At 66.7% G+C, this 17,191-nt stretch carries 16 protein-coding genes; 1 reads left to right on the forward strand and 15 read right to left on the reverse strand.

Going from position 1 to position 17,191, the window contains the following annotated elements:
- Positions 1-110: 110 nt before the first annotated feature.
- The 12 genes from UU7_RS16705 to UU7_RS16760 all read right to left on the reverse strand — a co-directional run bounded on the left by UU7_RS16705 (position 111) and on the right by UU7_RS16760 (position 13,411).
- Positions 111-2,351, reverse strand: coding sequence for a carboxy terminal-processing peptidase (locus UU7_RS16705; RefSeq protein WP_007810433.1), 2,241 nt, complete (start codon positions 2,349-2,351; stop codon positions 111-113).
- 8 nt (positions 2,352-2,359) lie between these two features.
- Positions 2,360-3,370 (reverse strand): lipoyl synthase, encoded by a 1,011-nt coding sequence (gene lipA / locus UU7_RS16710; RefSeq protein ID WP_007810434.1) that lies wholly within the window; start codon positions 3,368-3,370, stop codon positions 2,360-2,362.
- 9 nt (positions 3,371-3,379) lie between these two features.
- Entirely contained in the window at positions 3,380-4,036 is a 657-nt protein-coding gene (gene lipB / locus UU7_RS16715) for a lipoyl(octanoyl) transferase LipB (protein WP_083846020.1), read from the reverse strand.
- A 143-nt stretch (positions 4,037-4,179) separates the two neighbouring features.
- Positions 4,180-4,470, reverse strand: coding sequence for a YbeD family protein (locus tag UU7_RS16720; RefSeq protein WP_007810436.1), 291 nt, complete (start codon positions 4,468-4,470; stop codon positions 4,180-4,182).
- Positions 4,470-5,723, reverse strand: coding sequence for a D-alanyl-D-alanine carboxypeptidase family protein (locus tag UU7_RS16725; RefSeq protein ID WP_007810437.1), 1,254 nt, complete (start codon positions 5,721-5,723; stop codon positions 4,470-4,472). Before UU7_RS16725 ends, UU7_RS16720 begins: the two co-directional genes overlap by 1 nt.
- Positions 5,724-5,799: 76 nt before the next feature.
- Positions 5,800-6,708 (reverse strand): septal ring lytic transglycosylase RlpA family protein, encoded by a 909-nt coding sequence (locus UU7_RS16730; protein ID WP_007810438.1) that lies wholly within the window; start codon positions 6,706-6,708, stop codon positions 5,800-5,802.
- Positions 6,705-7,715 (reverse strand): lytic murein transglycosylase B, encoded by a 1,011-nt coding sequence (gene mltB / locus UU7_RS16735; RefSeq protein WP_007810439.1) that lies wholly within the window; start codon positions 7,713-7,715, stop codon positions 6,705-6,707. The genes UU7_RS16730 and mltB overlap by 4 nt, the downstream gene beginning before the upstream one ends.
- Positions 7,716-7,811: 96 nt before the next feature.
- Entirely contained in the window at positions 7,812-8,927 is a 1,116-nt protein-coding gene (gene rodA, locus UU7_RS16740) for a rod shape-determining protein RodA (protein ID WP_007810440.1), read from the reverse strand.
- Positions 8,924-10,903, reverse strand: coding sequence for a penicillin-binding protein 2 (mrdA, locus tag UU7_RS16745; RefSeq protein WP_007810442.1), 1,980 nt, complete (start codon positions 10,901-10,903; stop codon positions 8,924-8,926). Before mrdA ends, rodA begins: the two co-directional genes overlap by 4 nt.
- Before the next feature lie 16 nt (positions 10,904-10,919).
- On the reverse strand, positions 10,920-11,405 hold the full coding sequence (gene mreD / locus UU7_RS16750; protein ID WP_007810444.1) for a rod shape-determining protein MreD: 486 nt from the start codon (positions 11,403-11,405) through the stop codon (positions 10,920-10,922).
- Positions 11,402-12,349, reverse strand: a complete 948-nt coding sequence (gene mreC, locus UU7_RS16755) for a rod shape-determining protein MreC (protein ID WP_007810446.1) — start codon at positions 12,347-12,349, stop codon at positions 11,402-11,404. The genes mreD and mreC overlap by 4 nt, the downstream gene beginning before the upstream one ends.
- Before the next feature lie 15 nt (positions 12,350-12,364).
- Complete coding sequence (locus tag UU7_RS16760) at positions 12,365-13,411, reverse strand: rod shape-determining protein (protein ID WP_007810448.1); 1,047 nt, start codon at positions 13,409-13,411, stop codon at positions 12,365-12,367.
- Positions 13,412-13,685: 274 nt separating this feature from the next.
- On the opposite strand from UU7_RS16760, the gene UU7_RS16765 reads away from it, so the two are divergent.
- Entirely contained in the window at positions 13,686-14,621 is a 936-nt protein-coding gene (locus UU7_RS16765; RefSeq protein ID WP_007810450.1) for a carbohydrate kinase family protein, read from the forward strand.
- Positions 14,622-14,678: 57 nt separating this feature from the next.
- Here the strand turns inward: UU7_RS16765 and glpK are convergent, their stop codons facing one another.
- From glpK to UU7_RS19035, 3 genes are all read right to left on the reverse strand, one after another.
- Positions 14,679-16,178 carry a glycerol kinase GlpK gene (glpK, locus tag UU7_RS16770; RefSeq protein ID WP_007810452.1) on the reverse strand — a complete coding sequence of 500 codons (1,500 nt, stop codon included), beginning with the start codon at positions 16,176-16,178 and terminating at the stop codon, positions 14,679-14,681.
- Between the two features lie 85 nt (positions 16,179-16,263).
- Complete coding sequence (locus tag UU7_RS16775; RefSeq protein WP_007810454.1) at positions 16,264-16,827, reverse strand: TIGR00645 family protein; 564 nt, start codon at positions 16,825-16,827, stop codon at positions 16,264-16,266.
- Between the two features lie 38 nt (positions 16,828-16,865).
- A partial coding sequence (locus tag UU7_RS19035) for a hypothetical protein (protein WP_007810455.1) occupies positions 16,866-17,191 on the reverse strand: 326 nt, incomplete at its 5' end.

Below are 17,191 nucleotides of genomic sequence, written 5' to 3' on the forward strand. Positions count from 1 at the left end.
CGCACGTCCGGTACATGCCCGGACGTGCTCACGCGGATCAGTCACTGGCGTGACCGATCCGCGGTCGGCCGTGCCTGGCCGACCTGAGAGATTGGAAAACTCTCAACCTCTCAGTGCTGCTGCAGCACGCCGGACTCGTCCGGCTGGGCATTCACCACGCTGACGCCCGACTTGCCGCCATAAGGCAGCACTTCACTGGCCAGTTTCGGATCGGCCTTGATCATGCCGATCGCGTCGAACAGGATGTGCGCCGTTTCGTTGAGCTGCACGTCCTTGGCCTTCTTGGCGTCCTTCTCCTGCTTCAGCTCGCTCTTCAGGCTGCGCTCGTTCGCGTTCAGCCCGTCGTCCAGGCTGCTGGCCTCGTCGGCGAGCGAGGCGTCGGTGCCGTCGATGGCCTTGTGCCGCGCGCGGAAGTCGGCCTGGATCGCCTCCAGCTTCTTGCGCTCGGCTTCCCGGGTGGCGAGGTTCAGCGAGATCGATGTTTTCGCCCGCATCGTGCGGTACTGGGCCAGTTCGTCCAGCATCAGCTTCCACGCCGGCGACTGCGCCACGCGATCGGCGTGCAGCTTCTCCAGCCGCGGCAGGTAGTCGGCGAAATTCGCCACCACCTGGTAGTCGGCCGGCGCGATCTGGGTCCACTTCAGCGCGTTCTCGTAGGTGGATTCGCCGAAGTCCTTCTCGTCGCCGTTCTTCGGGAACGCGATGTCGGGGGTGACGCCCTTCAGCTGGGTGGAGCCGCCGTTGATGCGGAAGAACTCCTGGATGGTCATCTTCAGCTCGCCGAGCTGCGGCTTCTCGTCGTCGCTCTGGGCGAAGCGGTCCAGGTCGACCAGATTCTGCACGGTGCCCTTGCCGAAGGTGGGCTCGCCGATGATCAGGCCGCGGTGGTAGTCCTGGATCGCCGCGGAGAAGATTTCCGAGGCGGACGCGGTGCCGCGGTTGACCAGCACCGCCAGCGGGCCGCTCCACACCATGCCCGGGTCGTCGTCGCCCTGCTGCTCGACCTGGCCCTTGGAGTCGCGCACCTGCACCACCGGGCCCTTGTCGATGAACAGGCCGGTCAGCGAGTTGGCCTCGGCCAGCGAGCCACCGCCATTGTTGCGCAGGTCGACCACCACGCCCTGCACGCCTTCCTGCTTCAGCTCGCCGAGCAGGCGGGCCACGTCGCGGGTGGCGCTCTTGAAGTTCTTGTCGCCGGCGCTGCGCGCACCGAAGTCGGAATAGAAGGTGGGCAGGTCGATCACGCCGATCTTGCGGGTGACCCCGCCGTCCTTGATCTCGACGACCTTCTTCTTCGCCGCCTGCTCCTCGATGCTGACCTTCTTGCGCACCAGGGTGACGATCTCGTGCTTGCCGTCCACGCCGGCGTCGGCGGGCAGGATTTCCAGCCGCACCACGGTGTCCTTCTTGCCGCGGATGCGGTTGACCACGTCGTCGAGGCGCCAGCCGATCACGTCGACGATCGGGCCGTTGTCGCCCTGGCCGACGCCGACGATGCGATCGCCGACCTGGATCTTGCCGGACTTGCCGGCCGGACCGGCGGGCACCAGCTCGCGGATCTGGGTGTAGTCGTCACGCGCCTGCAGCACCGCGCCGATGCCTTCCAGCGACAGCTTCATCGAGATGTCGAAGTTCTCCGCCGCGCGCGGGCCGAGGTAGTCGGTGTGCGGGTCGGTGGTTTCGGCATACGCGGTCATGAAGGTCTGGAACGCATCCTGCCCGTCGAGCTGCCTGATCCGCTCGATGTAGGCGGCGTAACGCTTGTCCAGCGTCTTGCGGATGTCCGCGTCGTCCTGGCCGGCCAGCTTCAGGCGCAGCCAGTCGTTCATGGTGCGCTTGCGCCACAGCTCGTCGAGCTCGGCCTGGTCCTTCGGCCAGTCGGCGTGTTCGCGGTCGAAGGTGTAGCTCTGCTCGGCGGAGAAGTCGAAGCCCTGCTTGAGCAGGCCGCGGGCGTAGGTCATCCGCTCCACGGCGCGCTGCACGTAGGCGTTGAAGATGGCGAACGGCGCGGACAGGTCCTGGTTCCAGATCGCGTCGTCCAGCTTGGTCTTGCTGGGTGCGAACTGCGCCATGTCGGCCTGGGTGAAGAACACCTTCTCGCTGTCCAGCAACTTGAAGTAGGCGTTGTAGATGCGCGCCGACATCGCGTCGTCCAGCGGCTGCGCATCGTAGTGGAAGCGGGTCAGGAAGCGCGCCGACAGCTGCGCGGCCTGCGCCTCCTCCGGGGTGGAGGTCAGCGGCCAGGTGGCTGCCTTGCGCGGCTTGCCCGCGCCCATGTCGGCAGCGGACTGCGCCTGGGCGCCGGTGGCGGCAAGGGCTAGCAGCAGGAACAGCGCGGGGCGAAATTTCATGGAGGCTCTCAGGCTGACTCGGTGACACCGGCTGCATGGGCCTGCAGGTCGGCGTGGTAGGACGAACGTACCAGCGGACCGGAGGCGACGTGATGGAAGCCCATCGCCTCACCGGCTTCGCGCAGCATGTCGAATTCTTCGGGGGTCCAGTAGCGCACCACCGGATGATGGTGGGGCGTGGGCTGCAGGTACTGGCCGATGGTGATCATCTCGACGTCATGGGCGCGTAAATCGCGCAACGTCTCGATCACCTGGTCGTAGGTCTCGCCGAGGCCCAGCATGATGCCGGACTTGGTCGGCACGTCGGGATGCTGCGCCTTGAAGCGCTTGAGCAGGTCCAGCGACCACTGGTAGTCGGCGCCCGGGCGCACTTCGCGGTACAGGTGCGGCACGGTTTCCAGATTGTGGTTGAACACGTCCGGCGGGAAGTCCTTCAGCACTTCCAGCGCGCGTTCCATGCGGCCCTTGCCGCGGAAGTCGGGGGTGAGGATCTCGATGCGGATGTTCGGGCTGGCGTGGCGCGTGGCGCGGATGCAGGCGGCGAAATGCTCGGCGCCGCCGTCGCGCAGGTCGTCGCGGTCGACCGAGGTGATCACCACGTACTTCAGGCGCATGTCGCGGATGGTCTCGGCCAGTCGCGCCGGCTCCAGCGTGTCCGGCGGCAGCGGCCGCCCGTGCGCCACGTCGCAGAACGAGCAGCGCCGGGTGCACACCTCGCCCAGGATCATGAACGTGGCGGTGCCCTTGCTGAAGCATTCGTGGATGTTCGGGCAGGACGCTTCCTCGCACACGGTGACCAGCGAGTTCTCGCGCAGGCGCGCCTTCAGCTGCTGCACCGCGTTGCCCTGGGGCAGGCGCACCCGGATCCACGACGGCTTGCGCAGGGTCGGCACGGCGGTGTCGAAGCCGGCGCGGTTCAGCGCGATCTTGTCGTTGCCCAGCTGCTTTTCACCGGCCGGGGCGTTGCCGACCACGGTGATCGGGATGACCCGGGTCGACGATGTGGTTGATTCGCTCATGTAGAAAGCTCAGACCGCCGCGCGCGCGGGGAGTTCGGGTAATAGGGAAGCTGCGGGCTCGGCGACGAAACCGAACTGGCGACAGAACTGCGCCACCAGCACGTCCTCGACCGTGGCCAGGCTTGAAGGGCCGCCCAAGTCTAGCAGTTGCGTGACCGCCAGATCCTTGTAACCGCAAGGGTTGATGCGGTGAAACGGCTCCAGGTCCATGGCCACGTTGAAGGCCAGCCCGTGGAAGCTGCAGCCGCGGCGCACGCGCAGACCCAGCGCGGCGACCTTGGCCGCGCCCACGTAGACACCCGGCGCGCCTTCGCGGCGCGAGGCGTTGACGTTCCAGTGCGCCAGCGTGTCGATCAGCGACTGCTCGATCCGGTGGACCAGCTCGCGCACGCCCACCCCGATCCGGCGCAGGTCGATCAGCGGGTAGCCGACGATCTGACCCGGGCCGTGATAGGTCACCTGGCCGCCGCGATCGACCGGAATCACCGGGATGTCGCCTGGCGCCAGCACGTGCTCCATCTTGCCGGCCTGGCCCAGGGTGAACACCGGGTCATGCTCCAGCAGCCACAGCTCGTCCGGCGTGTCGGCGGTGCGGTTGTCGGTGAACGCACTCATCGCCCGCCAGGTCGCCGCGTAGGGCTGGCGACCGAGCCGTCGGATTTTCAGCGGCCGGGAATCGGGAATGGGGAATGGGGAATCGTCGGTCACGGGAGGATTGGAATTGCGTGGATCTTCATGCGTGGATGAGCGTGCAGGACACGGAATGGCTGCTGTTCAATTCCCTGTTCCCGATTCCCTGTTCCCGGCTCTCACATCGTGTACCGGATGTCCGGATCACCGCGCAGCGCGTGGTGCGCCGCCTCGTACTGCTCGCGGTTCTCGCAGTGGAAGCTGACCGTGACCGAGACGTAGTTGCCGGCGCCGGAGTGCCGGTGCCGCACGGTCTCATGCAGCACGCGCAGGCCGGCGCGCTCCAGCAGCTGCGGCACATGGGTCGGCAGGTTCGCGCTGGACTTGCCCACCGCGGTGATCTCGAACTCGCCGGGGAATTCGAAACCCTTGCCTTCCTCTTTCGCCCTGGTGAAGTCGATCGGCTGCATTACTTCGCGTCCGTGCCCTTGGCCGGCGCCGCGGCGTCGGCCTTCTTGTCGCTGTGGAACCACAACAGGATGCTGTCCCACAGGCGCGAGAAGAAGCCACCCTGCGGCGCATCGGCCAGCACCACCAGCGGCACGTTCTGCACCGGCTTGCCGTCCAGCGTGATGTGCAGCGTGCCCACCTGCTGACCCTTGGTGAACGGCGCGACCAGGGTGGCGGGGATGTCCATGGTGGCCTTCAACTGGTCGTACTGGCCGCGCTTGACGGTGACCTGCACGTTCTCGTTCACTCCGAGCGGCAACTGGTTGGACGCACCCTTCCACAGCTTCGGCGTGGCCAGCGGCTTGCCGGCTTCATACAGCTTGTGGGTCTCGTAGAAACGGAAGCCGTAGTTGAGCAGGGCCATCGCCGAATCGGCGCGCGCCTTCTCGCTGCTGGCACCCATCACGATCGCGATCATCCGCGACTCGCCCTGCTTGGCCGAGGCGGCCAGGCAGTAGCCGGCGGCGGCGGTGTGGCCGGTCTTGATGCCGTCCACGCTGGGATCGCGCCACAACAGGGTGTTGCGGTTGTGCTGCTTGATGCCGTTCCACTCGAATTCCTTCACCGCGGAGATCGCGTAGTCCTCGGGGAAGTCGTGGATCAGCGCGCGCGACAGGATCGCCACGTCGTGCGCGGTGGTGTAGTGGTTGGCGATCGGATAACCGGAGGCGTTCTCGAAGTTGGAGTTCACCATGCCGAGTTGCCTGGCATAGGCGTTCATCAGGCCGGCGAAGGCCTGCTCGGAGCCGGCGGTGTGTTCGGCCAGCGCGATCGCCGCGTCATTGCCGGACTGGATGATCATGCCGTACAGCAGGTCCTTCAGCGGCACCTGGCTGTTGAGCTTCATGAAGCTGGTGGAGCCGTCGGTGCCCGCGCCACCGCCACGCCAGGCGTTTTCGCTGATGGTCACCGGGTCGGTCATGTGCACCTTGCCATTGGCGACCTCGGCCGAGACCACGTAGTCGGTCATGATCTTGGTGATCGATGCCGGCTCCAGCCGCAGGTCCGGCTCCTTGCTGGCCAGGATCTGGCCGGTGGCGTAATCCATCAGCACCCAGCTCTTGCCGTCGACGTCCGGCGGCGGCGGCACCGGCGCCTCCGGCACCACCGGACGCGGCACCGGTGACGGACGCGGCGGGGTCTGGGCAACGGCGACGCCGACCAGCAGGGTGACGGCGGCAAGCGGAAGCAGGGTGCGGCGGAAGAAATTCATCGTGTTGTTCAGTCCGGTGTCTGGCGTTCGACGTCGCAGGCGTCGATCAAGGTGGAAAAGGTTGCGCAAATCCTGCTCAGTCTACCGCGACCTGCGGCCGGGGCAGACCCATGCCTTCGATCCGGCTGCTGACCTGGTCGGCGCGATCGACGCTGGCCAGCGGCCCGACCCGCACCCGACGCACGCGCTGGCCGTTGATCACCGCGTCGGTGACCTGCACCGCGCCGAGGTTGGCCTGGCGCAGGCGCTGGGCCAGGCGGTTGGCGTTGTCCGCGTCGGCGAACGCGCCAATCTGCAGGTAGATGCCGGGATGTGAGCCTGTGACCACGGGCGCCGGCGGCAGTTCCTTGCCGGGCCGGGACGGGTCGATGCCCTGCACCTCGACCAGGCCGGTGCCCTTGGGCCAGATGCCGATCTTCACCGCAGCGGCGTAGGACAGGTCGATCAGCCGGTTGTCGTGGAACGGGCCGCGGTCGTTGACCCGCACGATCACGCTCTTGCCGGTCTCGAGATTGGTCACCCGTGCATAGCTGGGCAGCGGCAGCGTGGTGCTGGCGGCGCTGAACGCATACATGTCGTAGGTTTCCAGGCTGGAGGTCTTGTAGCCGTGGAACTTGTTGCCATAGAACGAGGCGATGCCGCGCTCGTCGTAGCCGCGCGCGCTGGGCAGCACGCGATAGCTTTTTCCGCGCACGCTGTACGGCGACTTGTTGCCATACAGCGAGCGCGGCTCGACCTTCGGCACCGGCTCGACCAGCTTGCTGACGTCCAGTGGCGGCGGCACGCTGTCCTCGCCGTCGCGGTAGCGGCTGCCCTGCGGCTTGCTGAGGTCGTCCTCGAAGCGGTCGTCACCGGAGGTCCGGGACGGGCTCGACGGCGACGTCCGCGAATGACCGTCGCGATGAGCGGGCTTCGTGCGGTGGCCTCCGCACGCGGCCAGCAGCAGGCCCGCCGCCAGCACCAGCGCGACGCGGGCCAGCCTCATCGCGCCGCTTCCGCCGGGCCGACGCCAGCCTCGATGGCCTGCGCCAGCTGGTTCACCGCCATCGCGTACAGCGGGCTGCGGTTGTAGCGGGTGATCACGTAGAAGTTCTGGAAGGTGAACCAGTATTCCGGCCCGTTCGGGCCTTCCAGCGTCTGCAGGCTGCTGGGTTCGGCCGGCGACAGCGGTTGCAGCGGCGCATAGCCCCACGCCTCCAGTTGCTCCAGTGGCCAGGTCGGTTTGGTGTCGGTCACCGTGAGCGGTGTTGCCGATGCATCCGGCTGCGCGCGCGCCGCCACCGGACCACCGGTGACCCAGCCGTGTTTCACGAAGTAATTGGCCACGCTGGCGAAGATGTCCGGCAGCGAGTTCTGCAGATCGATATGGCCATCCTGGTCCGCGTCCACCGCGAAATCGCGGATGCTGGTGGGCATGAACTGGCCCCAGCCCTGGGCGCCGGCATACGAGCCGGTGAGCGTGTCCAGCGGGCCGGCCAGGTGGTTGTCCGGCAGGCTCAGCAATTCCTTCAGCTGCTCGCGGAAGAACTTCGCCCGCGGCGGGTAGTACAGACCCAGCGTGACCAGTGCGTCGAGCACCTTGTACTTGCCGGTGTTGCCGCCGTAACTGGTCTCCACGCCCACGATGGCCACGATGTATTGCGGCGCCACGCCGTACTGCCTGCCGATCTGATCCAGCAGCGCACGATGCTCGCGATAGAAGGCCACGCCATCGTCGATGCGCTTGTCGGTGAGGAAGATCGGCCGGTAGTCCTTCCACGGCTTGCCCTCCGCCGGCCGGCTGATCGCATCGAGGATGCCCTGCTGCATCTTGGCGCCGTCCAGCAACGCATTCAGCGCCTGCGGACTCTTGCCGGTTTCCCGCGCCACCTCGCGCACCAGTTCGGCCTGGCCGGGATGGGTGGCCGCCAGCACCGGCGTCAGCGAGGCCACCCACAACAGGCTGAGGACGGCGAGAAAACGGGCCGGGCGCGGCGCAGGCGTGGCTGTCATGTTGTGGTTTCGCTCACGGAATTGCCATGTCCACGAAAGCCTAACACGCAGGCGCGCGCAACTTCGGGCACGCACGGGACGATGCGCTGGCGAGGTTCAGAGATGCGTCTTGCGGTTGGCGTGGATCGACATCAGCACGCCGAAGCCGGTCAGCAGCGAGACGGCCGAGGTGCCGCCGTAGCTGATCATCGGCATCGGCACGCCGACCACCGGCAGCATGCCGGCGACCATGCCGCCGTTGACGAAGACGTAGACGAAGAAGCTCATGCCGATCGCGCCGGCCAGCAGGCGCGAGTAGGTATCGCGCGCCTCCATCGCGATCCACAGGCAGCGGCCGATGATGAAGGCGTACAGCGCCACCAGCGCGCACACGCCGATCAGGCCGAACTCCTCGGAGAACACCGCGAAGATGAAGTCGGTGGTGTGCTCGGGCAGGAAGTCCAGCCGCGACTGCGTGCTGTGTTGCCAGCCCTTGCCGAAGACGCCGCCGGAGCCCACCGCGATCTGCGACTGGATGATGTGCCAGCCGTTGCCCAGCGGATCGGATTCGGGATTGAGCAGGGTCAGCACGCGGTCGCGCTGGTACTGGTGCAGGAAGTGCCAGCCGACCGGGATCATGCCGGCGACCGCGCCGACCAGCAGGCCGATCCGCCACCACGCCATGCCGGACAGGAACAGCGCGAACGCGCCGGCAGCCGTCACCAGCACCGCGGTGCCCAGGTCCGGTTGCTCGGCGATCAGCCCGGCCGGGATCGCGATCAGCAGGCCGACCACGGCGATGTCCTTCCAGCCCGGCGGCAACTGGCGCGGGTGCAGGTACCAGGCGACCATCATCGGCATGGTCAGCTTGAGCAGTTCGGACGGCTGGAAACGCATGAAGCCGAGGTCGAGCCAGCGGATCGAGCCACGCCCCTCGCCGAGGATCGCCACCACCACCAGCAACGCAGTGCTGCCGCCATACAACCACGGCGTCCAGCTGCGCAGCACCGAAGGCGGGATGCGCGACACCAGCAGCAGCAGGCCTGCGCCCAGCACGAAGCGACCGGCCTGGCCGCCGACCAGGGACAGGTTGGCGTCGCCGGCGCTGTACAGCGTGACCAGTCCGGCGATCGCCAGCACGAACAGGCCCAGCGCCAGCGGCAGGTCGATCCGGGGCCGGGTCAGTATCCGCCGCAGGAAGCGCCGGCCACGCGCGTAGAGCACCTCGATCATGGCGTGTCCCCGCTTGAGGTGGCCTGGGCCGGGATGTCTTCGACCGGTTCGTCGTTCGGGACCTCGGCGGGAGCGCTCGCCGGCGCGGCGTTCGATACCGGCAGGCGTTCCGCGTCGGGAATCACGCCGCCGTGCGAGGCGAGCCACGCGTCGAGGATCTGGCGGGCGATCGGGCCGGCCGAGCTGGCGCCCCACGCGCCGGATTCCAGCAGCACGGCCACCGCGATCTGCGGGTTGTCCGCGGGCGCGTAGACCTCGAACCAGGCGCGGTTGCGGCTGGCCAGATAGGCCAGGTTGCTGCGGTCGTCGTAGGCATTGGTGGTGCGCGAGTAACGCTCCGCGGTGCCGCTCTTGCCGGCCAGGCGGTAGGGGAAGCCGGCCACCAGCGTGCGTCCGGTGCCCCGCTCGCCATACATCACCCGCTCCATGCCCAGGTTGACGGCATCCCAATCGGCCGGCTTGCGAATCACCGACGGTCCGCTGGGCGGGTTGGCCAGTGGCTGCAGCGGCGCGTTGACGCCATCGCGGGTCGCCATCACCAGCCGTGGGGTGTAGGGAATGCCATGACCGGCAAAGGTGGCGATCGCATGGCCGAGCTGCAGCGGCGTCACCGCCCAGAAGCCCTGGCCGATGCCGGCGATGACCGTTTCTCCGGGATACCAGGGTTGTCTGGAGTTGGCGGCTTTCCATTCGCGCGAGGGCAGCACGCCCGCAGATTCGCCGATCAGGTCGATCCCGGTCGGCTTGCCGAAGCCGAACTCGGCCATGTAGGCACTGAGCTTGTCGATGCCCATGTCCAGGGCGAGCTTGTAGAAGTAGGTGTTGACCGACTGCTCGATCGCACCGGCCAGGTCCACGCGCCCCACGCCGCCGCGCTGGTCGTCGCGATAGCCGCGGGCCTGGCCGGGAATGTAGAACACGCCGGTGGAAACCACGGTGTCCTGTGGCGTACGCAGGCCGCTCTCCAGGCCAGCCAGGCCGACCAGCGGCTTGACGGTGGAGCCTGGCGGATAGACGCCACGCAGCGCCCGGTTGTAGAGCGGCTTCTCCGGATCGTTGGTCAACGCGCTGTAGTCGGCCTGGCTGATGCCGTTGACGAACAGGTTGGGATCGAAGGTGGGCACGCTGACCATCGCCAGCACCTGGCCATTGCGCGGATCAATCGCCACCGCGGCGCCGGGCCGGCCGGCGAACGCCTCTTCGGCGGCCTTCTGCAGGCGCATGTCGATGCTGAGGTAGAGGTTCTTGCCCGGCTTGGGCGCATGCGTTTCCAGCACGCGCTGGGTGCGGCCGTCGGCGTTCACCTCCAGCAGCTCGTAGCCCGGCGTGCCGTGCAGCATGTCTTCGTAGGACCGCTCGATGCCGCTGCGGCCGACGTGGCTGGTGCCCTTGTAGCGGACCGGATCGAGGCGATCCACGTCGTCGGCGTCGATGCGCCCGACATAGCCCACGACATGGGCGAACATTGCGCCCAGCGGATAACGCCGGGTCAGGTACGGCACCACGTCCACGCCGGGGAAGCGCCAGCGGTTGACCGCAAAGCGGTCGATCTCGTCCTCGGTCAGGCGCAGTTTCAGCGGCACGCTCTCGAAGCGCCGGCTCTGCCTGAGCTGCTTGTGGAAGGCGTCCAGATCGTCCCGGTCCAGCGGCACCACGTGGCCCAGCTGCTCCAGCAATGCCGGCATGTCCTTGACCTGCTCGGGCACCACTTCCAGCCGGAACGCCGGCACGTTGTCGGCCAGCAACACGCCGTTGCGGTCGTAGATCAGGCCGCGCGCCGGGGGAATCGCCCGCGGCTTGACCCGGTTGTTCTGCGAGCGGGTGACGAATTCCTCGTGGTGCGCCACCTGCAGGTAGGCAAAGCGCACCAGCAGCAGACACAGGCCCAGCAGGATCAGCACGAAGGCAGCCGCGGCGCGACGCCTGAACAGCAGGCTTTCGCCACGCGGGTCCTTGATCGATCGCCGGATCTTCATGTCACTGGTTCATGTCTCATTGGATCCGCAGCCGTGCGCGCAGATCGTCGAGCAGCAGGAACAGGAACGGCCACAAGGCGGCGCCGACGAAGGGTGAAATCCACCAGCTGGCCGGCGGCAGCGAGGCGCCGGCCAGCAGCCGCACCAGCAACAGCAGGATGCGGTCGTTCAACAATAGCGCGAGCACGGCCAGCGCCTGCTGCCACATCGGGAAAAAGCGCAGCCGCGAACGGAAACGCAGGGCGATGAAGACCAGCGCGCACAGGCGCAATGCCTGTTCGCCCAGCACCACGCCGTTGAGCAGGTCGGCGCCGAGTCCGATCATGAAAGCCAGCCCCAGGGTGACCCGGTCCTCCGATTCCAGCGACCAGTACAGCAGGAACAGCGCCGGCCAGTACGGCTTGAACGGCTCCAGCACGCCGGGCAAGGGCACCAGCATCGACAGCAGGGCGAACACCAGGGTGCCGGCAAACCACCACTGGCTCAGGCGTTGCCGGCTCATGGCTTCACCTCGCCGGCCGCAGCCGGTGCGCCGACACTGGCGCCAGGCGCCAGCTGGCTGGGCGGGCCCATCGGCTTGACCGGTGCGGGCGGGCCATCCGGCTCGGCTTGGTCATGCAGCAGCAGCACGTCCTCGCTGCGGTCGATGTCCGCCGCCGGCTTCGCCAGCGCGACCAGGAACATGCCGGTGGGCGCTGGCGCCACCGAGCGCACGTCGCCGACCGGGAAGCCGGGCGGGAAGCGACCACCGAGGCCCGAGGTGAGCAGCTTGTCACCGACGCGCACGTCCGCCGCCAGCGGGATGGTGGGCAGCGCCAGCTCGTCGCCGTCGCGGGAACCGTAGGCCACGGTGCGCAGGCCGGTGCGCTCGACCACCACCGGAATCGCATGGGCCGGATCGGTGATCAGCATCACCACCGAGGTGGTCGGCAGAACTTCCTTGACCTGCCCCATCACGCCGTGGGCATCGATCACCGGCTGGCCCGGCCGGACACCGTCGCGGGCGCCCATGTTCAGGGTCAGCTGGTAGCGATATGCGCCGAGATCCACGCCGATCACCCGCGCCAGCTGCACGTTGAGATCGAGGCTGTGCTGCGTGTCCAGCAATTCCTTCAGGCGCTGGTTCTGTTCCGCCACGGCCGCCATGCGGTTGAGCTTGGCGTTCGCCAGCAACAGGTCTTCGCGCAGACGCTGGTTCTGTTCGGTAAGACGCTGGCGATCGGCGAAGGCCACGCTCATCGTGCGCACCCCGACGGCAGGCAGGCCAGCCAGGCGGTACACCGGCTCGACCACGGCTGACGCGGTATCGCGCAGCCGCCACAGCCAGCCATTGCGATGGTCCAGCACCATCAGCACCATGGCCAGCGCCAGGTAGACGATCAGCCGCAGGGTTCCCGCGGCATTGCCGGCGAACAGCGGCGAGGATTCGTCGCGCGCACGCGCCATGAGCAGGCTCTCGCCTTATTCGGGTGCGAAGAAGTCGCTGCCGTGCTGATCGATCAGCTCCAGCGCCTTGCCGCCGCCACGCGCCACGCAGGTCAGGGGGTCGTCCGCCACCTGCACATGCAGGCCGGTTTCCTCGGAGATCAGCCGGTCCAGGTCGCGCAGCAGGGCACCGCCACCGGTGAGCACGATGCCGCGCTCGGCGACGTCGGAGCACAGTTCCGGCGGAGTCTGCTCCAGTGCCGACTTCACCGCGGCCACGATGCCGGCCAGCGGCTCGTGCAGGGCTTCGAGGATCTCGTTGGAGTTGATCGTGAACATCCGCGGCACGCCCTCGGCGAGGTTGCGGCCGGAGATCTCGATCTCCTTGACGTCGGCTTGCGGGAAGGCACAGCCGATCTGCAGCTTGATGCGCTCGGCGGTGGATTCGCCGATCAGGGTGCCATGGTTGCGGCGCACGTAATTGATGATCGCCTCGTCGAAGCGATCGCCGCCGACACGCACGGATTGCGAGTAGACGATGCCGTTCAGCGAGATCACCGCGACCTCGGAGGTGCCGCCGCCGATGTCCAGCACCATCGCGCCACGCGCCTCGTGCACCGGGATGCCGGCGCCGATCGCCGCCGCCATCGGCTCCTCGATCAGGAACACGTCGCGGGCGCCGGCGCCTTCGGCCGATTCCTTGATCGCGCGGCGCTCGACCTGGGTCGAGCCGCACGGCACGCACACCAGCACGCGCGGGCTCGGGCGCAGGAAACGCGACTTGTGCACCTGCTTGATGAAGTGCTGCAGCATCGCCTCGGTCATGGTGAAGTCGGCGATCACGCCGTCCTTCATCGGACGCACGGTGGCGATATTGCCCGGCGTGCGACCCAGCATGCGCTTGGCATCGCCACCGACTGCGGCGATCGTGCGCGGACCACCCGGGCCACGATCCTGGCGGATCGCCACCACCGACGGTTCGTTCAGCACGATGCCCTGCCCACGCACGTAGATCAGCGTGTTGGCCGTGCCGAGGTCGATGGAGATGTCGTTGGAGAAGATCCCGCGAAACTTCTTGAACATGGGTCCGCCGTGGTCCGGCCTGGTTAAAAAGTAAGCTCGCCAGTCTAGTCAGCGTGTCCTGCATGCGCAAGGACAATAACGTTAAGAAATCCTTCTACAACACGACCCTAAGCACGTTTTCTGCGTCGCAAGCTGAGCTTCGATGGCTGGCCGAAAGTCGCCAATCCGGGCGGATGGCGTTAAGATCGCCCCTTTGACCGGGGCCGTCCGGTGCGGCCTGCGCCGTCCCGCGGCGATACGGTTTTCCACTTCTGCCCGGGGGCTCCCGCACATCATGTCTGCCGTCATCTGCGGATCGCTGGCCTACGACACCATCATGGTGTTCCAGGACCAGTTCAAGAACCACATCCTGCCCGATCAGATGCACATCCTGAATGTGTCGTTCCTGGTGCCACGCATGCGGCGCGAGTTCGGCGGCTGCGCCGGCAACATCGCCTACAACCTCAAGCTGCTCGGCGGAGATCCGCTGCCGGTGGCTGCGGTAGGCCAGGATTTTGCGCCGTATCGCGCGCACATGGAGCAGTGCGGGATCCGCCTGGACAGCGTGCGCGTGTTCGACGACCAGTTCACGCCGCAATGTTTCATCACCACGGATCTGGACAACAACCAGATCACCGCGTTTCATCCCGGCGCGATGTCCAGCGCCCAGGAAAATCACGTACGCGACATCCCCGACATCGATTTCGCGATCGTGGCACCGGACGGCCGCGAGGCGATGCTGCAGCACGTCGACGAGTTCGCCGCCCGCGGCGTGCCCTTCATCTTCGATCCGGGCCAGGCGATGCCGCTGTTCAGCGGCGAAGAGTTCCGTTCGATGATCACCAAGTCGACCTACGTGATCGTCAACGATTACGAGTCGCAGCTGCTGCAGACACGCACCGGCTGGAGCGCCGAAGAGATTGCGCAGAGAGTGACCGCGTATATCGTCACCCAGGGCCCACGCGGATCGATCATCCACGTCGGCAGCGAGACCCACCATATCCCCCCGGCCCGCGAGCGGCAGATCGTCGACCCCACGGGTTGTGGCGACGCTTATCGCGCCGGGCTGATGTTCGGCATCATGCGCGGCAAGGACTGGCCGACCGTGGGTCGCATGGCCTCGCTGATGGGTGCACTCAAGGTTGAACATCCCGGCACGCAGAACCAGCGCTTCGGCTACGCCGACTTTGCCGCCGAATTCCTGGACCAGTTCGGCTACGCGCTCGACTGAAGCCGGCCATCACCGATCGAAGAACGAGGCCCCGCGCATGCCGGGGCCTCGTTTCTTTCAGGCCATCCGGAAGCCGATGGTGGCATGCACCGCGTCGCGCCAGCCCTGATACAGGCGTTCGCGGTCGGGTTCGGCCATCAGCGGTTCGAAGCGCCGATCGATCTGCCACAACGTCGCTATCTGCGCTCGACTTTCCCAGAATCCCACCGCCAGCCCGGCCAGACAGGCTGCGCCCAGCGCCGTGGTCTCGACGACCTTCGGACGCAGCACCGGCACACCGAGCATGTCGCTCTGGAACTGCGCCGTGAAATCGTTGGCGATCGCCCCGCCATCGGCGCGCAACTCTTTGAGCGGAATGCCTGCGTCGGCTTGCATCGCGGACAACACGTCGCGCGACTGGTAGGCCATCGATTCAAGTGCGGCGCGCACCACGTGCTCCTTGCGCGTGCCCCGCGACAGGCCGAACATCGCACCCCGCACGTCGCTGCGCCAGTACGGCGCTCCAAGACCGACGAAGGCCGGCACCAGGTACACGCCTTCGCAGGAGTCCACGCTTTCGGCGCAGGCTTGCGAGTCACTGGCACATTCGAGCATGCGCAAGCCATCGCGCAGCCACTGCACCACCGAGCCGGCGACGAAGATGCTGCCTTCGAGCGCGTACTCGACGACGCCATCCAGCTTCCACGCAATGGTGGTCAGCAAGCCGTGTCGCGAAGGCACCGCCTGCGTACCCGTGTTCATCAGCATGAAGCAGCCGGTGCCATAGGTGTTCTTGGCCATGCCCGGCTCGAAGCAGGCCTGGCCGAACAACGCCGCCTGCTGATCACCGGCCACGCCGCTGATCGGCACTCCGGCCGGCACGCCGGGGAAAGCCACGGTATGGCCGTAGACCTCGCTGCACGGGCGCACTTGGGGCAACATGCTGCGCGGGATGTCCAGCATGCGCAGCAGCTCGTCGTCCCACTGGCAGGTGTGGATGTCGAACAGCAACGTCCGCGCCGCATTGCTGATGTCGGTGACATGCAATGCCCCGCCGCTGAGATTCCAGATCAGCCAGCTGTCGATCGTGCCGAACAGCAGGTCACCGCGTTCCGCCCGGGCACGCGCGCCATCGACGTGATCGAGGATCCAGCGAATCTTGCTGCCGGAGAAATACGCATCGATCAGCAGGCCGGTCTTCTCGCGCACCAGTGATGCGTAGCCGTCCGCTTCCACCTGCTCGCAGATCGCCAGGCTCTGCCGCGACTGCCACACGATCGCGTTGCAGACCGGCTTGCCGGTGTGCCGGTCCCACACCACGGTGGTCTCGCGCTGGTTGGTGATGCCGATGCCGGCCAACATCGTCGCCGCATCCGGCACCCGGGCCAGAACCTCGGCCACCGTCGCCAGCACGCTCGACATGATCTCCTGCGGGTCGTGTTCGACCCAGCCGGGCTGCGGAAAGATCTGTCGAAACTCGCGTTGCGCCGATCCGACGACTGCGCAGGCACGGTCAAACAGCATCGCGCGTGAACTGGTCGTCCCCTGGTCTATCGCCAAAATGTAACGCTGTTCCACCGCACGTCCCTTCACGCGAACCCATCGGTCAAGAGTAGCAACTGGCCTGCGCGATGGGTGGTCGTCGTGATTCGATCGGTCGCGCTCAGTGTGCTTCGGCGTGTCTGCCGACCGGCTGGGTCAGCTTGTCGATGTACGCGAGTGCCACCGCCGACACCACGAAAGTCAGATGCAGCAGGATCTGCCACATGATCGTCTCGCCATCCATGTTTCGCGCCTTGATGAATGTGGCGAGCAGGTGGATCGAGGAGATGCCGATGATCGCCATCGCCAGCTTCACCTTCAAAACGGTGGCATTCACGTGCGACAGCCATTCGGGCTGGTCCGGATGTCCTTCCAGCCGCAGGCGGGAGACGAAGGTCTCGTAACCTCCCACGATGACCATCACCAGCAGGTTCGAGATCATCACCACATCAATCAAACCGAGCACGGTCAACATGATCGTGGCCTCGGCGCTTTCCACCCCGCCGGCGTCGACGCCGTTGTGGAACAACGTGGTCGAGACCAGATGCCACAGCTCGCGCAGGAACTGCACGACGTAGATGCCCTGGGCCGCGATCAGGCCCAGGTAGAGCGGAAGCTGCAACCAACGCGAAGAGAAGATCAGATACGACAAGGGGCCGAGGCGGCTTGGGTTGGAAGTCGTCATGCGGTTCCGTGATGGGAGGAATCGGTCGATTCTAGCGATCACCGCAAGAAGTTGCGTTCGCGTATTCCGCACTGCGGCAATTTGCCCCGCGTGGCCGCGATCTGTTGCGGGCTGCGACCGGCGGTCGCCACCGCAACAGCGCCAAAGAAACACCCCCACCGTTTCCGGTGAGGGTGTTTCAGGATAAAGCCCTTGGCGGTGACCTGTTGCGGGCTGCGACCGGCGGTCGCCACCGCGACAGCGCCAAAGAAAAACCCCCACCGTTTCCGGTGAGGGTGTTTCAGGATAAAGCCCCTGGCGGTGACCTGTTGCGGGCTGCGACCGGCGGTCGCCACCGCAACAGCGCCAAAGAAAAACCCCCACC

The organism is Rhodanobacter spathiphylli B39, assembly GCF_000264295.1.
GTDB classification, from domain to species: Bacteria; Pseudomonadota; Gammaproteobacteria; order Xanthomonadales; family Rhodanobacteraceae; genus Rhodanobacter; species Rhodanobacter spathiphylli.

Excerpts from the sequence above, each read along its gene's own strand:
- UU7_RS16705 (WP_007810433.1), bottom strand. The coding sequence starts at position 2,351 with ATGAAATTTCGCCCCGCGCTGTTCCTGCTGCTAGCCCTTGCCGCCACC.
- lipA (WP_007810434.1), bottom strand. The coding sequence starts at position 3,370 with ATGAGCGAATCAACCACATCGTCGACCCGGGTCATCCCGATCACCGTG.
- UU7_RS16720 (WP_007810436.1), bottom strand. The coding sequence starts at position 4,470 with ATGCAGCCGATCGACTTCACCAGGGCGAAAGAGGAAGGCAAGGGTTTC.
- UU7_RS16725 (WP_007810437.1), bottom strand. The coding sequence starts at position 5,723 with ATGAATTTCTTCCGCCGCACCCTGCTTCCGCTTGCCGCCGTCACCCTG.
- UU7_RS16730 (WP_007810438.1), bottom strand. The coding sequence starts at position 6,708 with ATGAGGCTGGCCCGCGTCGCGCTGGTGCTGGCGGCGGGCCTGCTGCTG.
- mltB (WP_007810439.1), bottom strand. The coding sequence starts at position 7,715 with ATGACAGCCACGCCTGCGCCGCGCCCGGCCCGTTTTCTCGCCGTCCTC.
- rodA (WP_007810440.1), bottom strand. The coding sequence starts at position 8,927 with ATGATCGAGGTGCTCTACGCGCGTGGCCGGCGCTTCCTGCGGCGGATA.
- mrdA (WP_007810442.1), bottom strand. The coding sequence starts at position 10,903 with ATGAAGATCCGGCGATCGATCAAGGACCCGCGTGGCGAAAGCCTGCTG.
- mreD (WP_007810444.1), bottom strand. The coding sequence starts at position 11,405 with ATGAGCCGGCAACGCCTGAGCCAGTGGTGGTTTGCCGGCACCCTGGTG.
- mreC (WP_007810446.1), bottom strand. The coding sequence starts at position 12,349 with ATGGCGCGTGCGCGCGACGAATCCTCGCCGCTGTTCGCCGGCAATGCC.
- UU7_RS16760 (WP_007810448.1), bottom strand. The coding sequence starts at position 13,411 with ATGTTCAAGAAGTTTCGCGGGATCTTCTCCAACGACATCTCCATCGAC.
- UU7_RS16765 (WP_007810450.1), top strand. The coding sequence starts at position 13,686 with ATGTCTGCCGTCATCTGCGGATCGCTGGCCTACGACACCATCATGGTG.
- UU7_RS16775 (WP_007810454.1), bottom strand. The coding sequence starts at position 16,827 with ATGACGACTTCCAACCCAAGCCGCCTCGGCCCCTTGTCGTATCTGATC.